Below are 14,954 nucleotides of genomic sequence, written 5' to 3'. Positions count from 1 at the left end.
ATGTTCAGCCGTCCCGTCGTCGTCATCAGCGGCAAGACCGGTTCGGGCAAAAGCGGGCTCACCGGGCTGCTCGAACGCGAATACCAGTTCCGTGCCATCCGTAGCCGGGAGCTTCTCGCCGCCCAGGCGGGGACGTCCGACCGGGCGACGCTGCTTGCACGCGGACGAGAGCTTGACCAGACAACCGGCTACCGGTGGGCTGCTGATGAAACGATCGACATCATCGCAAGGCTGCCGGAGTACCAGGGCGTGGTGATTGACCACGTCACCAGCCCTGCGCAGGTCGAGGCGTTCCGTCGCAAATTCGGATCCGCCCTGCTCCATGTCCACCTGTGGGCCAGTGCCCAGACCCTGCGCACACGCTATGGCGATGAGCTCGGACGCGAGGTTGATGCAGAGACCTATGCCACCATTGACCACCTGCGTGACGACAGCCTCGTGGTTGCGCTCAAGCGGGACGCTGATGTGCGCATCAACACGGACCGGTGTGATGCGCGAGACACCCTCGTCCAGGTCGCGGCACACCTTCGCCTGTTCACCCCACCCGACGTGCGATGCGTCGATGTCATCATCGGCGGGCAATACGGGTCCGAAGGCAAGGGCAACGTCGTCGGCTACCTGGCCCGCGAATACGACGTCATGGTGCGGGTCGGTGGGCCGAACGCCGGGCACACCGTCGCGAGCGTCGACGGCCCCTACACGTACCATCACCTGCCATCGGGCTCACGCGACGTCTCCGCCCGCATCCTCCTCGGCCCGGGCATGACCATCTGGCTGGAAGGTCTGCAGAAAGAGATTCTCGAATGCCGAATCACCCGCGACAGGCTGTTCATTGACCCGCAGGCGTTGATCATCGAGCCATCCGACCGCGACGCGGAAAAAAGTAGCGTGGTCGGCGCCATTGGCTCGACAGGGTCGGGCTCGGGATTTGCGGCGGCGCGACGCATCACCGAGCGCGGCAAGGGCACTGTACGCCTTGCCCGGGACGTTGCCGAGCTCGCCGAATACGTGGGTCATCCAGGCGCATGGCGAGGCAGCACGGTCGACAGGCTTGAAGACGCCTACCGGGCCGGCCAGTCAATTCTTCTCGAAGGCACGCAGGGAAGCGGGCTCAGCACGTTCCATGGCCACTATCCCCATGTGACCTCGCGGGACACCAATGTCGCAGGGTGCCTGGCTGAGGCCGGCATCTCGCCGAGCCGGGTGCGGAAGATCCTCATGGTCATCCGGCCGATGCCCATCCGGGTCGACAACCCGGATGGCGACGAGGGGCGCAGCTCGGGGCCGCTCAAGCACGAAACGACGTTCGATGCGATTGCCGAGTGGTCGGAGCTTGATGCCGACGCGCTGAAGGCCGCCGAGAAAACGTCGACGACCAATCGCAAGCGCCGTGTGGGCTGGTTCGAGTGGGAGCAGTTCCGCAAGGCCTGTGCGCTCAATGCACCCACCGATATCGTTCTGGCCTTCGCCGACTACGTGCGAAAGTCAAACCGGAACGCCCGGCGCTTCGAGCAGCTCGACGAGCGGACTATCCGTTTCATCGAAAACCTCGAACGAGTGTCCCAGGCGCCCGTCTCGCTCATCAACACCCGCTTTCCCCGGGAGGACGACGGCACCGGCGACCTCCGCACCGTCATCGACCGGCGCACCTGGACCGCCCTTCGCTCCAAGGACCGTGATGCATCCTGACCGCCTTGTCGAGCTTTATCCGACCGTCTATCACATGGCCGAAGCCGGGACGTGGGACTCCATACGAAAGCGCGGCTTGATGTCCGCCTCGGCAACCCTCGACCACTTCAAGGTCACCGGCGCGGCGCGCGCGGAACTCGAAGGCGGCCATCGTCCGGCCAAGGCCGCTGTGACACCGGGCAATCCCGCCGCCATCATCCTCCGGGACCAAATCCCCATGCCGCCAGAGCGCTTGCTCCGTGCACTCGGTGACCGGACCACACCGGAAGAGTGGTACAGGCTCATCAACGGGAAAGTGTTTTTCTGGGCGCAACATCACCGTCTTGAGCGCCTTCTCAATGCGCGGCAGTACCGTCATCTCGAGCATGACGTGCTGACCGTGGACACCAGATGTCTCGTTGCTGCACACGGGGAAGAAATGTGGCTCTGCCACATGAATTCCGGAAACACTTTCCCCATGCCCTTTCGCCGTGGACCAGAAATCTTTCGACGTATTCCTGACTACCCGGTCAACCGCAACAACAATCCGACGCCCGATGTCGTCGAGGTTCTCGTCGACTACGCCGTCCCGGACATCGCTCAGCTTGTGACCGAAGTTCGGCGCATGAGAGGCAGTGAAGTGATCCGCCGCATTGAATGACACGTCTTGTCCTACTACCAATCCCGCTGGAACAAAGGAGAACTGACGCCGTGATCAACCCACGCATCGCAAAGGTCGTCAAAAGCACGCCTGTGAGCAACACTGCAGTGACGGTCTTCATCGACGAGATAGCTTTTTTTGAGGCGGTGAGGGATGCCAGCGGCGTGCAGACCGCGCAGCTCGTGGAAGTCCCATCCCCGCTTTTCGCCATCTGTGCCGGACCGTCAGGTCCCTACCTCGACACGGAATTTGCGTCCTTCGGACTCGCCGAGGCTCGCGCACTTGAACTGATAGCCGATGCAGCGCAACGCCAACAGCTCATGACCATTCCACCTGGCGTTTCCCTGGATACGTGGGTCGTCACCAAAGGAGGAGCACGTCTAGCAACGGAAGAAGAGAGCGCTGCGATCGGAGACGTTCGCGCACTAGAATCTGAGGATCTGCAAGACAATACCTCTCCCAAACAGGAATACCCGCGCGCAAAGCCGAAGGTCTAGAGGCGCTCCCGGGTGTGGCACCCACGCGCTGAGGGCAAACGGGACAACCGGCGACCCTCCTCCGCAGCGAGGAGATCGAGCGCGGTGCGGGTAAGACACCATTGATGACCAGCATTGGCACGCCGCCATAGCTGGGCACCTTCGCGCCACTGTTTCGGTGACAGGGCCACAAGGTCACCCGGAGGATGGTCCCACACATTGGCGAGCGTCCGGGGATCCTCCCTGCGCAGGACATCCGGAACACTGACCGGCGCTGGACTGGCTGGGCTTCCGAGCCGGTCCCGGGTCGCGTCGAGAACGGCAGATGATGCCTCTGCAAGCGCTTCGGACAGTCGCTCAACAAAGCGCTGTTTTGCCACAAACGCCACAACCGCCCGCCCCCATTGTCGTTCCAGGACAGCCACCTCAGGTAGCGCGACAAGGCCCCACGTTGACTCGACACTGGCATCAACGAACTGCACAAACTCGTCCCGCCAGGCCACCCAGGCGCTACCGGGAAACCGGCGTTGCACCGCCTCCGTTGCGGGCGCCAGCGCGTAACCGAAGGCATCGAGCCAGTCGGCCACTTCCGCCGGTGTCTGGGGACGCTCATACGGTCGATCGTCCTCCTCCCGCGAAAAAGAACGTGGGAGGACGCGGCCGGGGAAGATGGTTGCGGGTTCGACGGCCTGCGGGTGAAGGTTCACGAGACTGACCTCGGGACCCCCATCCTGGCAAAGAACCGGGACCTGTCAAGGGATGCCCGGTCCACAGAAGCCCCTTCTATCACGGCCTCAGCTAAAAGCGCGCGGACACAGCCCTGCAAACGGAAATGTCGGCCCTCCACCTTACAAACTGAAGTCTGCGCTACGTGACAACACGGTCAGAGTTCGTACGGGTCGCCTGTCATCCAGGACGAAGGCGGGGCCGCTTTGCCACGACATTGAGCCGTTCGCGGATAGAGCGCATGGGGTCCCAGTCCCGTCGTTCGTGGTCCGGCAGGCCGGCGAGCAGTCTCAACCGTTCGGCAATGTCAGCCGCTGCCCGGCCGAGCTTGGCAACTCATCCTGGCGAGCCGTGGAGGTCTCATCCCAATCCGGCGGGTCGTCGTTTTGATACGCCTCTTCGATATACCTAAGCGCCCGGTGGACTTGATTCGCCAGAGTCAGGATGCGTAGGCAAGGTCCGACGGCACAGCTTGCCAGTCGACGTCCAGGCCCTCGAATGGGAGCGAAGGAAACTCAGCCTGCGGGGTGTAGTGCCCTTTCGGGTCGAATTGCCCCTGCGCGGTGCCTTTGTCCTGAACAACATCGGCACCGTCATAAAGAAACAGTTCGAGCAGCGGGAAGACCCGGATGGCGAGATAGTGAGCTCTCTTATCATCGCCTGATCGACGGAATAGTCGTTCCTTGAAGCCTTTAAGCAGTGCACCGACGATGACGCCGATGAATCCCAAAATGGCCTCATTCACTACCTAGGGTCGTGCAGGTAGTCCGTTCAAAACAGCTCCTGGTAGGCGTCTGCCCTCCCAGCATCGTGCTTGGCGCGCGCCGGGCGTCGATATATTCCCTGCGCGCAGCAAGCTTTCGCGACCTCTATTCGACGCACCCAGTCGAATCCTGACCGCATGGACGGTCGCCCAGCCCCCCCCCCCTCATTTGTGCCCTCGCCGGCGGCCGTCTCGCCCCAACGCCGACGGTTCGCAAGGAGGCAGGCCGCCTTGCAAGGCGGCCTGAGTTGATCAACCATTGAGGTATCAACCAGGGTATCAATCCGAAGGGCGGGCGACCACATGGCCGTATTTCGTTCCTTATGGATCAGTGACTTGGAAAAGGCTGGGGAGAGGTTCCCGCCACCTCCACCAATCGAGCAGCGGATCAACGCTAACACGTTGATCCGTTTTGCTTTCTGGGTTCTGGAAACCTCGCTGATCGGTCCCTCCAAAGGTACTGTTTGAGGCACCGTTATGCCGAAAGTGTTTCTTCAGAACCGGTCGATGGGCGTGTATGCGCTATTCGGTCCCGCTCATCCTGCAATCGCACTGGGGATAGGCTCAAGGGCGATTGGACTCGAAACCGGGCCGCTATTCAAATTTGGGGGAACGTCGCCCCGTCACGAATGCGGAGCAGATCAATATCTGCGCCGACGGTTGAAACCAGGTCGTCCACAATACTCATGAGTTCCTCAGTGCTTCTTCGGCGGGTTCAAAATGGCATCGATTTGCATGGAACGCACCCAAACGCTTTCTCGTCCCGCATACGCGTCTCGGATCCGATCCTCCACATGCTCCGGATCCCAGACCGCAGTGCGCTCCAACGGCTCGCATTCTGAGCGCAATGCCGGCCGCATGAAGCCACGATCATAGATCTGGAACTTCTGGGGATTGACCGGATCTTGCATAAAGGTCGGCGGTGCTTGGAGTACAGGAACGCTCCCAGTTTCACTGGAACTACTGCCCAGCGCCCCGTAGTGACCGCACCATTGATCACGGCCACATAGAACATCGGAGAGCGCTCAAGCGCGGCTTCGGGAGTAGCAACTCCACGCGCGTCAAAGATGGCGAAGTCGGAGTGAGGCAAGACCACGGCATAAGCCATCAGACCCGCTTCGTCTAGAGAAATGGCGAGCACATCGCCAACTTGACGACGGGCTCGAGATTTCCTCACAGATGTCATCCTCCGAACTCAGGTCGAGCAGCATCGACGTACCGCTGCGGCTTTGGGTTTGTTGGATCTATACCATTGATTTCATTGCCGGATGATCCGCTTGATCGTCGTACACCGCCGTTAGCTTCAATCATGATTTATTCTTGCCCACGGACGGCATAAGAATTAGAGAAAGAATACGTCAAGATGGCTGGACCAACTCCCTTGGGCACACCAACCCGCATTAAGTCGGATGAAACGTTTCGTAGAACTTTTCACGACTCCTTACTCAACATCTTTGCTAGCGTTTTATGCACTGCCGGGACCATCTCCACGGGTTTTACTCCTGCCTCCTCAGCAACACCGAGCGTGAAATCAAGCGCGTAATCGGAAAACGGCGTAACCCGATTCAGTGCGATCCACAGGAGCCGCTCTTTGGCAACCAAGCTCCTTTCGGCATCAGGTGGGTACCGCTTTCCAACACGACTCGATAACTCGGCGGCGTATAAGTCCGCACCCTCTTTAATTCCTTGCTCAAGGAAAAGACGGGCAGCTCGGAGAGCTTCGATTTGGGTTGCGGACAGATCTGCACTCAGTACTTCGCAGAGATCACACGCGAGGGTAGGAAGCGAGCTGACATCTGTCGGCACCTCTAGCCCCTGAAGTTTTTATCCACGAGAGATACAATTTTTTCGACTGTATCGATGTCGGAGTCTACTGTCATTGTGAGAAGGACAATACTACTCATTGCCGCCCCTCAAGCTTTCGCTGAAGAACTAGAGGCTACGCAATGCCTGTGATCATCGCGCCCGTGCTCTACCCAAGCGATCGAGCAGAAAGTTATTCACGAAGCACGCTTTTAAGCATCCTCTGCACAGCCGGAACCATTTGAATCGGTGCCAAGCCCGCTTTTTGGGCAACACTCAGCGTGAACTCTACGGCGTAGCCAGAAAGCTCTGCTATCCTATTCAGGCCAATCCACAGTAGACGTTCTTTGGCGACCGCTGCTTGCGTGGTCGCGGGAGGATAGGGCTTCCCTACGCGTTGCGCCAAGTCGGTAACATGCGCATCCGCGTCTTCCTTGACTCCTTGATCCAGAAATCTACGCGCAGCATGCAGGGCCTTAATCTGGCCTTCCGTCAAATCCTCGCTCAGCATCTCGCATAGTTCGCAAGCAAGGTAAGGAATCGACTTCACATCACTGGACAAATCAAGACCACGAAACTCTTCCTCTACAAAAGATACTATCTTTTCGACTGTATCCGCATTACCAAGGGATGTCTTCACGATCAGAGGAACCTTGTCAAGGAGAAACCGTTTTCACGCGGAGGTATCGCGATACAGCTTGACATGTGGCGCAGGCCTTCATCAAATCAAGCGCACCAGATCCTGTAACACGAACTGTAGCCGCCGTAGAAGCTTCGACCTTTGCACCCGCATTCAAGAGATTGCTATAAGCAATCCCGTGGAGCAGGCCCATCCGGGCAGATCGGCAGTCGCGACGGTGGCGTTGGACACGCCGTCGATGTTGCCCGTCACCCTGGAGAGGCTCGCGATCTTCACCGCATCCTGCTCGATTCGATTCCTCCCGAGATGATTCGGTGGGGACATCGTCTATCGAGCGCCGAGTCCCTAGTCGGAACCGGTGCCATGATGGCGCTCGCACCCGGCAAGGGCATCCTGGCGCATCGCGAGGCGGATGCGGTGCTGCATGCCTACGTCGCGTGGAACAAGCCGGAGGATTGGATACGCGAGTTCGCCGTCGAGGGCAGGTTCCTCACCGAGTTCGACGATTGGGCGCCCGCGTTGACGTCTCTCATCACGAACAGCGACACGCCTCCGGTCCTGCGCCCGATCCATGCGCTGCCGACCGACCATCGCTGGGACCGCTCGCCGGGCGTGACGCTGCTCGGCGACGCAGCCCATCTCATGTCGCCGTTCTCCGGCGAAGGGGCCAATCTCGCGATGTTCGACGGTGCCGAACTCGGCAAGGCGATCACAAGCCACCCGAACGACTTAGAGTCGGCCCTGAGTTCGTACGAAACGGATCTGTTCCCACGAAGCACCGCCGCCGCGGCAGAGGCGGCACGAAATCTACAGGTGATGATGTTCGACGAGCGGGCGCCCCAAAGCCTGATCGATCTCTTCGCGGGCTATCGCGCAGCTGCGAGCCACCGCTCGGACATCCCGGCTGACGGCTGCGACTAGGCCTTTTTCAAAAAGCAGACCTTGAGCACCAGCCCCTTGATCTTGTCCGAGTTTCCTTCGATGTGGTCCGCGTCCCCATCGACCAGGCGGATGTTGCGGATGACGGTGCCTTGCTTGAGGGGAATGGAAGAACCCTTCACCTTCAGATCCTTGATCACCACGACCGTGTCGCCGTTGTTGAGCGGGTTCCCGTGAACGTCCCGCACCACGGCGACGTGCTCCTCGACGTCGGCCCGCTGCTGCGGCCACTCGTGTGCGCAGTCGGCACAGATGTACATATCCCCGTCGGGATAGACGTTCTGCATGCCGCACTGCGGACACGCGGAGAGGGTGGATGCGTTCACGGCTTTCTCTAGTGCTGTAGGGATGATGGGTTCGTGCTGCCGTTTGCCCGAGGGAAGGCAGGCGCCAATGAGCCGGGTGGACATGCCATTCGGTTATCGCCGGCGAGGCGCCCCGTGATTATACGGCCTCTGTCCGCCGGACCCCGCGGTGACATGCGGGGGGCGATGAAAGCGAGCACGGCCGGCGCACGTCTGCGCGCAATACGGCACGACCGATATGCGTCGCCCGTCCGCGAGTTTCCCGGCCACTCCCCAGGCGGACATGATCGGGCCCGCGTCGAAAGCCTGTCGTAAACCACCACGGATCAACGCACTTAACGGACGACGCTGAGTCTCCCCTGCCCCAGCACCTGCGCCTGCACGAGCGGAAGGAAACGATGCGGAAACGGCGTCGCGATGTCGCTGGCCTGGTCGAGGCGGGCCAACTGCTCGGCCGACAGCGATACCGACAGGGCATCCAGGTTTTCTTCGAACTGGGCCGCCGTGCGTGCCCCCAGGATCGGGATGACGGCGGGCGCGCTCTTTGCGAGCAACCACGCCAGGGAGACCTGCGCCGGGGTGAATCCTACGTCCAGCGCAACCGCCTTGACGACTTCCGCGATGTCGAGGTTTCGCTCGCTCAGCGAGCCGACGCCCGCGGCCACGGCCGCGCGGCCACCACTGAACATGTCCGCGCCCTTGTGCGTCTCGATGTCGGCACGCGTGTACTTGCCGGACAGCACGCCGTTCGCCAAAGGCGACCACGCGACGACGCCGAGCCCCAGCTCATGGGCCATGGGAATCAGGTCGTGTTCCACCGTGCGCTCCACCAGGCTGTGTTCGATCTGCAACGCCACGAGGGGCGCCCAGCCGCGAAGGTCGGCCAGCGTCTGCATGCGCGATACCTGCCACGCGGGCGTATCGGAGATGCCTGCATGGACGATCTTGCCCGCGCGTACCAGGTCGTCGAAAGCACGCATGATTTCCTCGACAGGGGTGGTCCCGTCCCACACGTGCAGGTAGTAGAGATCGATGTAGTCGGTGCCCAGTCGCTTCAGGCTCTCTTCCACGGCACGCACCATGTTGCGCCGGTGGTTGCCGCCCGCGTTGATGTTGGACGGATCGACGTTGAGCGAATACTTGGTGGCCACCACGGCCCGGTCGCGGCGACCGCGCAGGAACTCACCCAGCAGGCGCTCCGACGTGCCGCCCGTGTAGAAGTTGGCGGTATCGATGAAGTTGCCACCCCGCTCCATGTAGACGTCCAGCATGCGCCGGGCGTCCTCTTCGGTGGCGCCCCAGCCCCAGTCCTTGCCAAAGGTCATGGTGCCGATCGATACGGGGCTGACGCGCAGGCCGGACCGGCCCAGCGTGATGTAGTCATTGAGCTGCTTGTTCATGGGACGGCTCCAGAAAGGGTTCCTGAAATCTAGGTAGCCAGGTCATGTAGATAAAGCTGGTAAAGGCGCATACGCTTTGAAGCCGCGCTTCACAATGGCCTACTTCATGTCGTCCGACCTGTTCCCTGCCATCGCCGCCTTCGCATGCGTCGCCCGCCATGCCAGCTTTACCCGGGCGGCCGCCGAACTCGGCGTCTCCACGTCGGCGCTCTCGCAAACCGTACGGACCCTGGAATCGCGCCTGGGTGTCCGCCTGCTGGATCGTTCCACGCGACGCGTGGGCCTGACGGAGATCGGCCAGCGCTTCCTGGACGATGCGTTGCCGGCCCTGAGCGGTCTGGGCGCCGCCATGGCCGCCGTCACGGAGACGCGCGATGCCCCGGCGGGGCTCTTGCGCATCAACCTGCCACGCGCCGTGGCCGACATCGTGGTGATGCCTCACCTGGCCGCATTCCAGGCGCGATATCCCGACGTCGTGGTCGAACTGCACTGCGACAACCGTTTCGTGGACCTGGTGGCGGCGGGTTTCGACGCCGGCTTCCGCATCGGCGAATCGCTGGGCAAGGACGTGGTGGCGCACCCCATCGGCGGGCCGCAGCGTATCGCTACATTCGTCTCACCCGCGTACGCGCGAGCCCACGGTACACCCGCCACGCCCGCGGACCTGCTGCACCATCGCTGCGTGGGCATACGCCTGGACCATGATCGCAGTCCGATGCGATGGGACTACATGCAGGAAGGGCGGCTCGTGGAAGTGGATACCCGCCACGGCATGATCAGCAACGACGACAGCCTGCTGCTGGCGGCGGCGCTCGCGGGCGGCGGCGTCAGCTGCCACTTCGAAACCATGGTCGCGCACCACTTGGCGTCCGGCGCGCTCCTCCCCGTACTCCAGGACTACTGGCCCACCTTCAGCCCTTTCCATGTGTATTACCCGAGCCGCGTGCACATGCCACGCAAGCTGCGGGTGTTCGTCGACTTCCTGCGGGAGCGGCATGCGCCGACCGGCGGTTGATGAACGGCAACTCGCCGTCACGCGTGCAGGCGCAGCCCCTTGGTGGCCTTCTCGATGGCCTTGCGCGACCCTCGAAGGCCGATACCGACCCACCGCGTCACGTTGGGATCCTCGGCCAGGAACGCGGCACGATTGGCGTCGTCGTCCAGCGTGTCGAACATGGCTTCGACATACACGGCACGCGTCATGTCGCGTTCCACGGCCACCCGGTGAGCGTGGTCGAGCTGCGCGGCATCGGCGGAGAAAATCAGCATCGGCTGCGCGAGAAGACGGGCGTATTCGCGACCGGCCGCGTCGCGGTAGACGTCGGTGCCCATCGCTTCAGGCGACGCGCCGGCGATGCCGGTGGCAAGGAAGGCCGCCACGTTGAGCTTTTGCCACGTCAACAGGTCGTCCCGGATCAGGATGGCCACCCTCGTATCGAACGCCGTCATCTCACGCTCCGCGCTACATTAGGAACATGCAGTAGAAACCCGAATGTCATTCATTGAAAGAGGCGATGGGCAAAATGCCAAGGGATTCGAAAGATGTTTTGCCGAAGGGCAGCTCGACGGTACGACTCGATGCCATCGACCGAAAATTATTAGGCGCGCTGGCCGAAGACGCGTCGCTCAGCTATGCCGCACTGGCCGAGCGCTTGCACTTGTCCGCCCCTGCCCTGCACGAACGGGTGAAGCGCCTGCGGCGCGACGGAGTGATCAAGGGAACGGTGGCCGTACTCGATGGACCCAGCATCGGCAGACCGCTGCTGGCGTTCGTCCATGTCGATACCACCAGTTGGGCCGTCACCCGTCAGCTGCTGGCCCTCAAGGCATTCCCCGAAGTCGAAGAGATCCATACGGTCACGGGCGAAAGCGCCATGCTGCTGAAGGTGCGCACGGCCGACACGCGGGGTCTGGAGCACCTGCTCGAACGTATCCACGCCATGGAAGGATTCAAGGGCACACGCAGCTACATCGCATTGTCCACCTACCTAGAACGAGGGCCGGGCGCGGAAGATCCATTGGCGCAGCGTACGGGGGAAGCCGCTGCTCCATGAAAGCGGCTTGAAGGAGCGCTCCGTCTAACCTGAGACCCATCGCACGACATTCCCGCGTCGTGGCATCACGCAAGGTCACGCTTGATGGGGCGACTGCCCCTCCCCTGCCAACCAGTCGACGAACGCGCCGGCTCCCGCGCTGCCGCCGAGATGGCGAGGCACCACCGCCACGTAGCCGGGCCGCGATACGCGAATGTCGGGCAACGGGGTGATCAACCGGCCCGCGGCCACATCGATCGACAGCAACGGCAGCGGCCCGATGCCAAGGCCCAGCCCATCCTCGACCGCGCGCTGGGTGACGAAGAAATGATCGAAGACGCGCCTGGGATGGTCGGGACGCGGGGAAAGACCAGCGACCGCCAGCCAGTCGGCCCAGTCCCCGGCCCGCGTCTCACTGGCCAACCAGGGATGGTTCGCCACGTCGGCAAGCGTGAGCACGGGGCTCCGTTCGAAAAGATCAGGGCTCATGATGAGCGTGTCGCCATCGTCCAGCACCGGCACGATATCGTGCTCCGGCCACGCATGCGCCCGAGGATTCGCGCGACGGATCGCGATGTCGACGCCGCCGCGCAGGTCCTCCTGCACCGTGGATACCGTCGTCACGACTACCTCCATGTCTGGATATCGGGCATGGAACCGATCAAGACGGGGAATCAACCAGCGCATGGCGAACGTGGTGGGAGCGCTCACGCGCACGAGCCGTCGCGTGCCGGGCCGTCCACACGCCGCCGCCGCACGCGCCACGCGCTCGAACGAATGGGCCACTTCGGCCGCGAACACCTTCGCCATCGGCGTGGCGACCATGCGACGGCCGTCCTTCGCGAACAGCCGCTGGCCCAACCATCGCTCGAGCGCCGCGATATGACGGCTCACGGCACCGTGGGTGATGCCCAGTTCCGCGGCGGCGTCGGCGTAGCTGCCGGTGCGAGCCGCCACCTCGAAGACCCGAAGCGCGTTCAAGGGAGGAAGTGCATGATCCATGGTTGAGTAAAAATCACGCAATGCGTGATTTCGATCCGTCTTGTTGAGTAGAATGCACGTATCTACCATGCCACCATGGTCACCACAACCGCCCTCGCGCCCGATACGGCGGCGCCTTCCGACGCGGCACCCGCTCCCGCTCGCAGCCTTCTCGGCGCCTGCCTGGCCCATGCCATCCATGACGGCTATACGGACGGGCTGTATGCGTTCCTGCCCGTCTGGCAGGCCCAGTTTGGGCTGTCTTACGCCGCGTTGGCCCTCGTTCGTGCGCTTTACTACGGCACGATGGGCGCGCTTCAAGTGCCCGCCAATCTCGTTCTTCGCCGTCGGTCGCACCGATTCGCGCTGGCGGGTTCGATCGCGCTCGCCGCGTGCGGACTCGCCATGGTGGCCCTGCCGCTCGGATTCGCGGGACTCTGCGTGGGGCTCGTGATCGCGGGAGCGGGGTCGAGTATCCAGCATCCCCGCGCATCGGCCCTGGTCGACGACGCATACGGCCCCGCGGCCCAAGGGCCCCTGGGTATCTATAACTTCGCCGGCGATCTCGGCAAGGCGATCCTCCCCGCGCTGATCGCCGTATTACTGCCGGTCCTCGCCTGGCATCACATCATGTGGCTATTGGTCGGGCTGGGCGCCATGGCTTCTATCGTGGTGGCCGCACTGACGCCGCAACGAAGCCATGCGCGCCGTACGCTGCCACACCCATCGACGGCAGGCGGCCGCGAGGGCTTCGCCGTGCTCACGCTCATCGGTGCGCTCGATACGGCCGTCCGCATGGGTTTCCTGCTCTTTCTCCCGTTCCTCGTCAGGGAAAAGGGTGGCAGCTCGGCGATTACCGGCGTCGCCCTGGCACTGCTGTTCATCGGCGGCGCGCTCGGAAAAATCACTTGCAGCTGCCTCGGGACGCGGTTCGGCGCGATCGGTTGCGTCGCGGCGACCGAAGCAGCCACAGCGTTCCTGATCGTGGCGGTATCGCTCCTGCCGCTATCCGCGGTGCTCTGCCTCCTTCCGTTGCTAGGCATCGCGCTCAACGGTACGTCGTCGATTCTCTATGCCGCCGTTCCGACACTGACACGGCACGACACGGCACGGGCTTTCGCGATCTTCTACACGGCAGTGATCGGCTCAGGGGGACTCGCACCCGTCGCCTTCGGCGCGCTGGCCGACCGCGAAGGCAAGACCGTGGCCGTGCTCGCCGCGGCGGCGACCGCCCTGATCATCCTTCCTCTCGTCGCGATGCTGCGGCGCCCCCTTTCCCACGCGAGGATTCCCGAATGACCATCGCCCATCCGGCACCCATCATGCTCGTCACCGGCGGAAGCCGCGGCATCGGAGCGGCCACGGCGCGACTGGCTGCCGCCCGCGGCTACGACGTCGCCATCAGCTACGTCGAGCGCGACGCGGCAGCGCGTGCGGTGATCGCCGACGTCGAAGCATGCGGGCGGCGCGGCATCGCCGTGCAGGCCGACAACGCCGACGCCGCCGACGTCACGCGACTGTTCGCCACGCTGGATCGGGAACTGGGAGCCATCGACGTGCTCGTCAACAACGCATCCATCCTGGGGCTGCAATCGCGCTTCGAGGATCTCGCACCCGATCGCATCCGGGACATCTTCGCCGTCAACGCCATCGGCAGCATGCTTTGCGCGCAGGAGGCGGTCAAACGGATGTCCTTCCGCCATGGCGGCAAGGGAGGCGCCATCGTGAACGTTTCATCCGCGGCGGCGCGGTTGGGAAGTCCCTTCGAGTACGTCGATTACGCGGCATCGAAGGGTGCGCTGGAGACGTTCACCACGGGTCTCGCCAAGGAGGTCGCGAAAGAAGGCATCCGCGTCAATGCCGTTCGACCCGGTCACATCTACACCGAGATGCACGCGAGCGGCGGCGAGCCGGACAGGGTCGACCGCGTCAAGGCGACCATCCCCATGGGGCGTGGCGGCCAGCCGGAGGAAGTGGCGCGAGCCATCCTGTGGCTGGCGGGCGACGAGGCTTCGTTCATCACCGGTACGTTTCTCGATGCCACCGGCGGCAAATAGCATCCCGAGGGCCGGCCCGGGTTGACAGGCTCCATATCTTGTAACATCGTAAGTTACATGAAGAGAGACAGCCGCCTGTCGTCCGTCCTGCATGCGCTATTGCACATGACCGAGCAGGACGGCCCCGTTACCTCGGAGGCCCTGGCCGAATGCATGGGCACCCATCCCGTCGTCGTCCGTCGCACCATGGGTTACCTGCGCGATGCGGGCATCGTCACCTCCGGACGAGGGCACGCGGGCGGGTGGCGTATCCAGGCCGATCTCGACACGGTCACGCTACGCCAGCTGCACGAAGCCCTCGGTGAGCCGGCCATGTTCGCCATCGGCCACCACGACGAAGCGCCCGAATGCCTGGTCGAGCAGGCAGTGAATGCCGCTCTCGAGGGCACGCTGGCCGAAGCGGAAGCGCTCCTGCTCCGGCGATTCTCCGAAATCACCCTCGCCGACCTTGCCGCCGACTTCGCTCGCCGGCACGCGGCATCACGGCGCAAGAGGACATGAG

General features: G+C 62.9%; 15 protein-coding genes. 9 read left to right on the top strand and 6 right to left on the bottom strand.

What is annotated here, in order from left to right; genetic code table 11:
• The 3 genes from JNG39_RS03805 to JNG39_RS03795 are packed head-to-tail and all read left to right on the top strand — an operon-like array spanning window position 1 to window position 2,826.
• Window positions 1-1,689 (top strand): adenylosuccinate synthetase, encoded by a 1,689-nt coding sequence (locus JNG39_RS03805; protein ID WP_368309768.1) that lies wholly within the window; start codon window positions 1-3, stop codon window positions 1,687-1,689.
• On the top strand, window positions 1,679-2,329 hold the full coding sequence (locus JNG39_RS03800; protein WP_368309766.1) for a hypothetical protein: 651 nt from the start codon (window positions 1,679-1,681) through the stop codon (window positions 2,327-2,329). The genes JNG39_RS03805 and JNG39_RS03800 overlap by 11 nt, the downstream gene beginning before the upstream one ends.
• Before the next feature lie 50 nt (window positions 2,330-2,379).
• Window positions 2,380-2,826, top strand: a complete 447-nt coding sequence (locus JNG39_RS03795) for a hypothetical protein (protein ID WP_368309765.1) — start codon at window positions 2,380-2,382, stop codon at window positions 2,824-2,826.
• A gap of 1,144 nt (window positions 2,827-3,970) precedes the next feature.
• Here the strand turns inward: JNG39_RS03795 and JNG39_RS03790 are convergent.
• A complete protein-coding gene (locus tag JNG39_RS03790) occupies window positions 3,971-4,276 on the bottom strand; it encodes a hypothetical protein (protein ID WP_368309764.1) in 306 nt (101 codons plus the stop codon).
• A gap of 2,014 nt (window positions 4,277-6,290) precedes the next feature.
• Window positions 6,291-6,737, bottom strand: coding sequence for a hypothetical protein (locus tag JNG39_RS03785; RefSeq protein ID WP_368309763.1), 447 nt, complete (start codon window positions 6,735-6,737; stop codon window positions 6,291-6,293).
• Between the two features lie 363 nt (window positions 6,738-7,100).
• On the opposite strand from JNG39_RS03785, the gene JNG39_RS03780 reads away from it, so the two are divergent.
• A complete protein-coding gene (locus JNG39_RS03780) occupies window positions 7,101-7,658 on the top strand; it encodes an FAD-dependent oxidoreductase (protein WP_368309761.1) in 558 nt (185 codons plus the stop codon).
• Here JNG39_RS03780 and JNG39_RS03775 read toward each other — a convergent pair.
• Together JNG39_RS03775 and JNG39_RS03770 are read right to left on the bottom strand one after the other, a co-directional pair.
• Window positions 7,655-8,002, bottom strand: coding sequence for a zinc ribbon domain-containing protein YjdM (locus tag JNG39_RS03775; RefSeq protein WP_368310806.1), 348 nt, complete (start codon window positions 8,000-8,002; stop codon window positions 7,655-7,657). The two genes, JNG39_RS03780 and JNG39_RS03775, sit on opposite strands and share 4 nt — an antisense overlap.
• 314 nt (window positions 8,003-8,316) lie before the next feature.
• Window positions 8,317-9,381 (bottom strand): aldo/keto reductase, encoded by a 1,065-nt coding sequence (locus JNG39_RS03770; RefSeq protein WP_368309758.1) that lies wholly within the window; start codon window positions 9,379-9,381, stop codon window positions 8,317-8,319.
• 106 nt (window positions 9,382-9,487) lie between these two features.
• On the opposite strand from JNG39_RS03770, the gene JNG39_RS03765 reads away from it, so the two are divergent.
• Window positions 9,488-10,396 carry a LysR family transcriptional regulator gene (locus tag JNG39_RS03765; RefSeq protein WP_368309757.1) on the top strand — a complete coding sequence of 303 codons (909 nt, stop codon included), beginning with the start codon at window positions 9,488-9,490 and terminating at the stop codon, window positions 10,394-10,396.
• 17 nt (window positions 10,397-10,413) lie between these two features.
• Here JNG39_RS03765 and JNG39_RS03760 read toward each other — a convergent pair whose 3' ends face one another.
• Window positions 10,414-10,830, bottom strand: a complete 417-nt coding sequence (locus tag JNG39_RS03760; RefSeq protein WP_368309756.1) for a DUF2000 family protein — start codon at window positions 10,828-10,830, stop codon at window positions 10,414-10,416.
• Between the two features lie 53 nt (window positions 10,831-10,883).
• Between JNG39_RS03760 and JNG39_RS03755 the strand changes: the two genes are divergently transcribed.
• The gene (locus tag JNG39_RS03755) at window positions 10,884-11,435 is read left to right on the top strand and encodes an Lrp/AsnC family transcriptional regulator (protein ID WP_368309754.1); all 552 of its coding nucleotides are present in this window, start codon (window positions 10,884-10,886) and stop codon (window positions 11,433-11,435) included.
• Between the two features lie 75 nt (window positions 11,436-11,510).
• Here JNG39_RS03755 and JNG39_RS03750 read toward each other — a convergent pair whose 3' ends face one another.
• Window positions 11,511-12,395: a LysR substrate-binding domain-containing protein gene (locus tag JNG39_RS03750; RefSeq protein ID WP_368309753.1), complete on the bottom strand. Its 885-nt coding sequence runs from the start codon at window positions 12,393-12,395 to the stop codon at window positions 11,511-11,513.
• A 96-nt stretch (window positions 12,396-12,491) separates the two neighbouring features.
• Here JNG39_RS03750 and JNG39_RS03745 point away from each other — a divergent pair, with 96 nt between their 5' ends.
• The 3 genes from JNG39_RS03745 to JNG39_RS03735 are packed head-to-tail and all read left to right on the top strand — an operon-like array spanning window position 12,492 to window position 14,953.
• Window positions 12,492-13,694, top strand: a complete 1,203-nt coding sequence (locus JNG39_RS03745; RefSeq protein ID WP_368309751.1) for an MFS transporter — start codon at window positions 12,492-12,494, stop codon at window positions 13,692-13,694.
• On the top strand, window positions 13,691-14,452 hold the full coding sequence (locus JNG39_RS03740; protein ID WP_368309750.1) for an SDR family oxidoreductase: 762 nt from the start codon (window positions 13,691-13,693) through the stop codon (window positions 14,450-14,452). Before JNG39_RS03745 ends, JNG39_RS03740 begins: the two co-directional genes overlap by 4 nt.
• A 57-nt stretch (window positions 14,453-14,509) precedes the next feature.
• On the top strand, window positions 14,510-14,953 hold the full coding sequence (locus JNG39_RS03735) for an Rrf2 family transcriptional regulator (protein WP_368309749.1): 444 nt from the start codon (window positions 14,510-14,512) through the stop codon (window positions 14,951-14,953).
• Window position 14,954: the final 1 nt, after the last annotated feature.

It is taken from the genome of Luteibacter sp. CQ10, assembly GCF_040900725.1.
Lineage (GTDB): Bacteria > Pseudomonadota > Gammaproteobacteria > Xanthomonadales > Rhodanobacteraceae > Luteibacter.
Note: the sequence above shows the minus strand (reverse complement) of the source record. Positions and strands in the feature narration are given on the sequence as shown.

What these genes read in the sequence shown, in the direction of transcription:
- JNG39_RS03805 (WP_368309768.1), top strand. Translation starts at nt 1, where the DNA reads ATGTTCAGCCGTCCCGTCGTCGTCATCAGCGGCAAGACCGGTTCGGGC.
- JNG39_RS03800 (WP_368309766.1), top strand. Translation starts at nt 1,679, where the DNA reads ATGCATCCTGACCGCCTTGTCGAGCTTTATCCGACCGTCTATCACATG.
- JNG39_RS03780 (WP_368309761.1), top strand. Translation starts at nt 7,101, where the DNA reads ATGATGGCGCTCGCACCCGGCAAGGGCATCCTGGCGCATCGCGAGGCG.
- JNG39_RS03770 (WP_368309758.1), bottom strand. Translation starts at nt 9,381, where the DNA reads ATGAACAAGCAGCTCAATGACTACATCACGCTGGGCCGGTCCGGCCTG.
- JNG39_RS03765 (WP_368309757.1), top strand. Translation starts at nt 9,488, where the DNA reads ATGTCGTCCGACCTGTTCCCTGCCATCGCCGCCTTCGCATGCGTCGCC.
- JNG39_RS03760 (WP_368309756.1), bottom strand. Translation starts at nt 10,830, where the DNA reads ATGACGGCGTTCGATACGAGGGTGGCCATCCTGATCCGGGACGACCTG.
- JNG39_RS03745 (WP_368309751.1), top strand. Translation starts at nt 12,492, where the DNA reads ATGGTCACCACAACCGCCCTCGCGCCCGATACGGCGGCGCCTTCCGAC.
- JNG39_RS03740 (WP_368309750.1), top strand. Translation starts at nt 13,691, where the DNA reads ATGACCATCGCCCATCCGGCACCCATCATGCTCGTCACCGGCGGAAGC.
- JNG39_RS03735 (WP_368309749.1), top strand. Translation starts at nt 14,510, where the DNA reads ATGAAGAGAGACAGCCGCCTGTCGTCCGTCCTGCATGCGCTATTGCAC.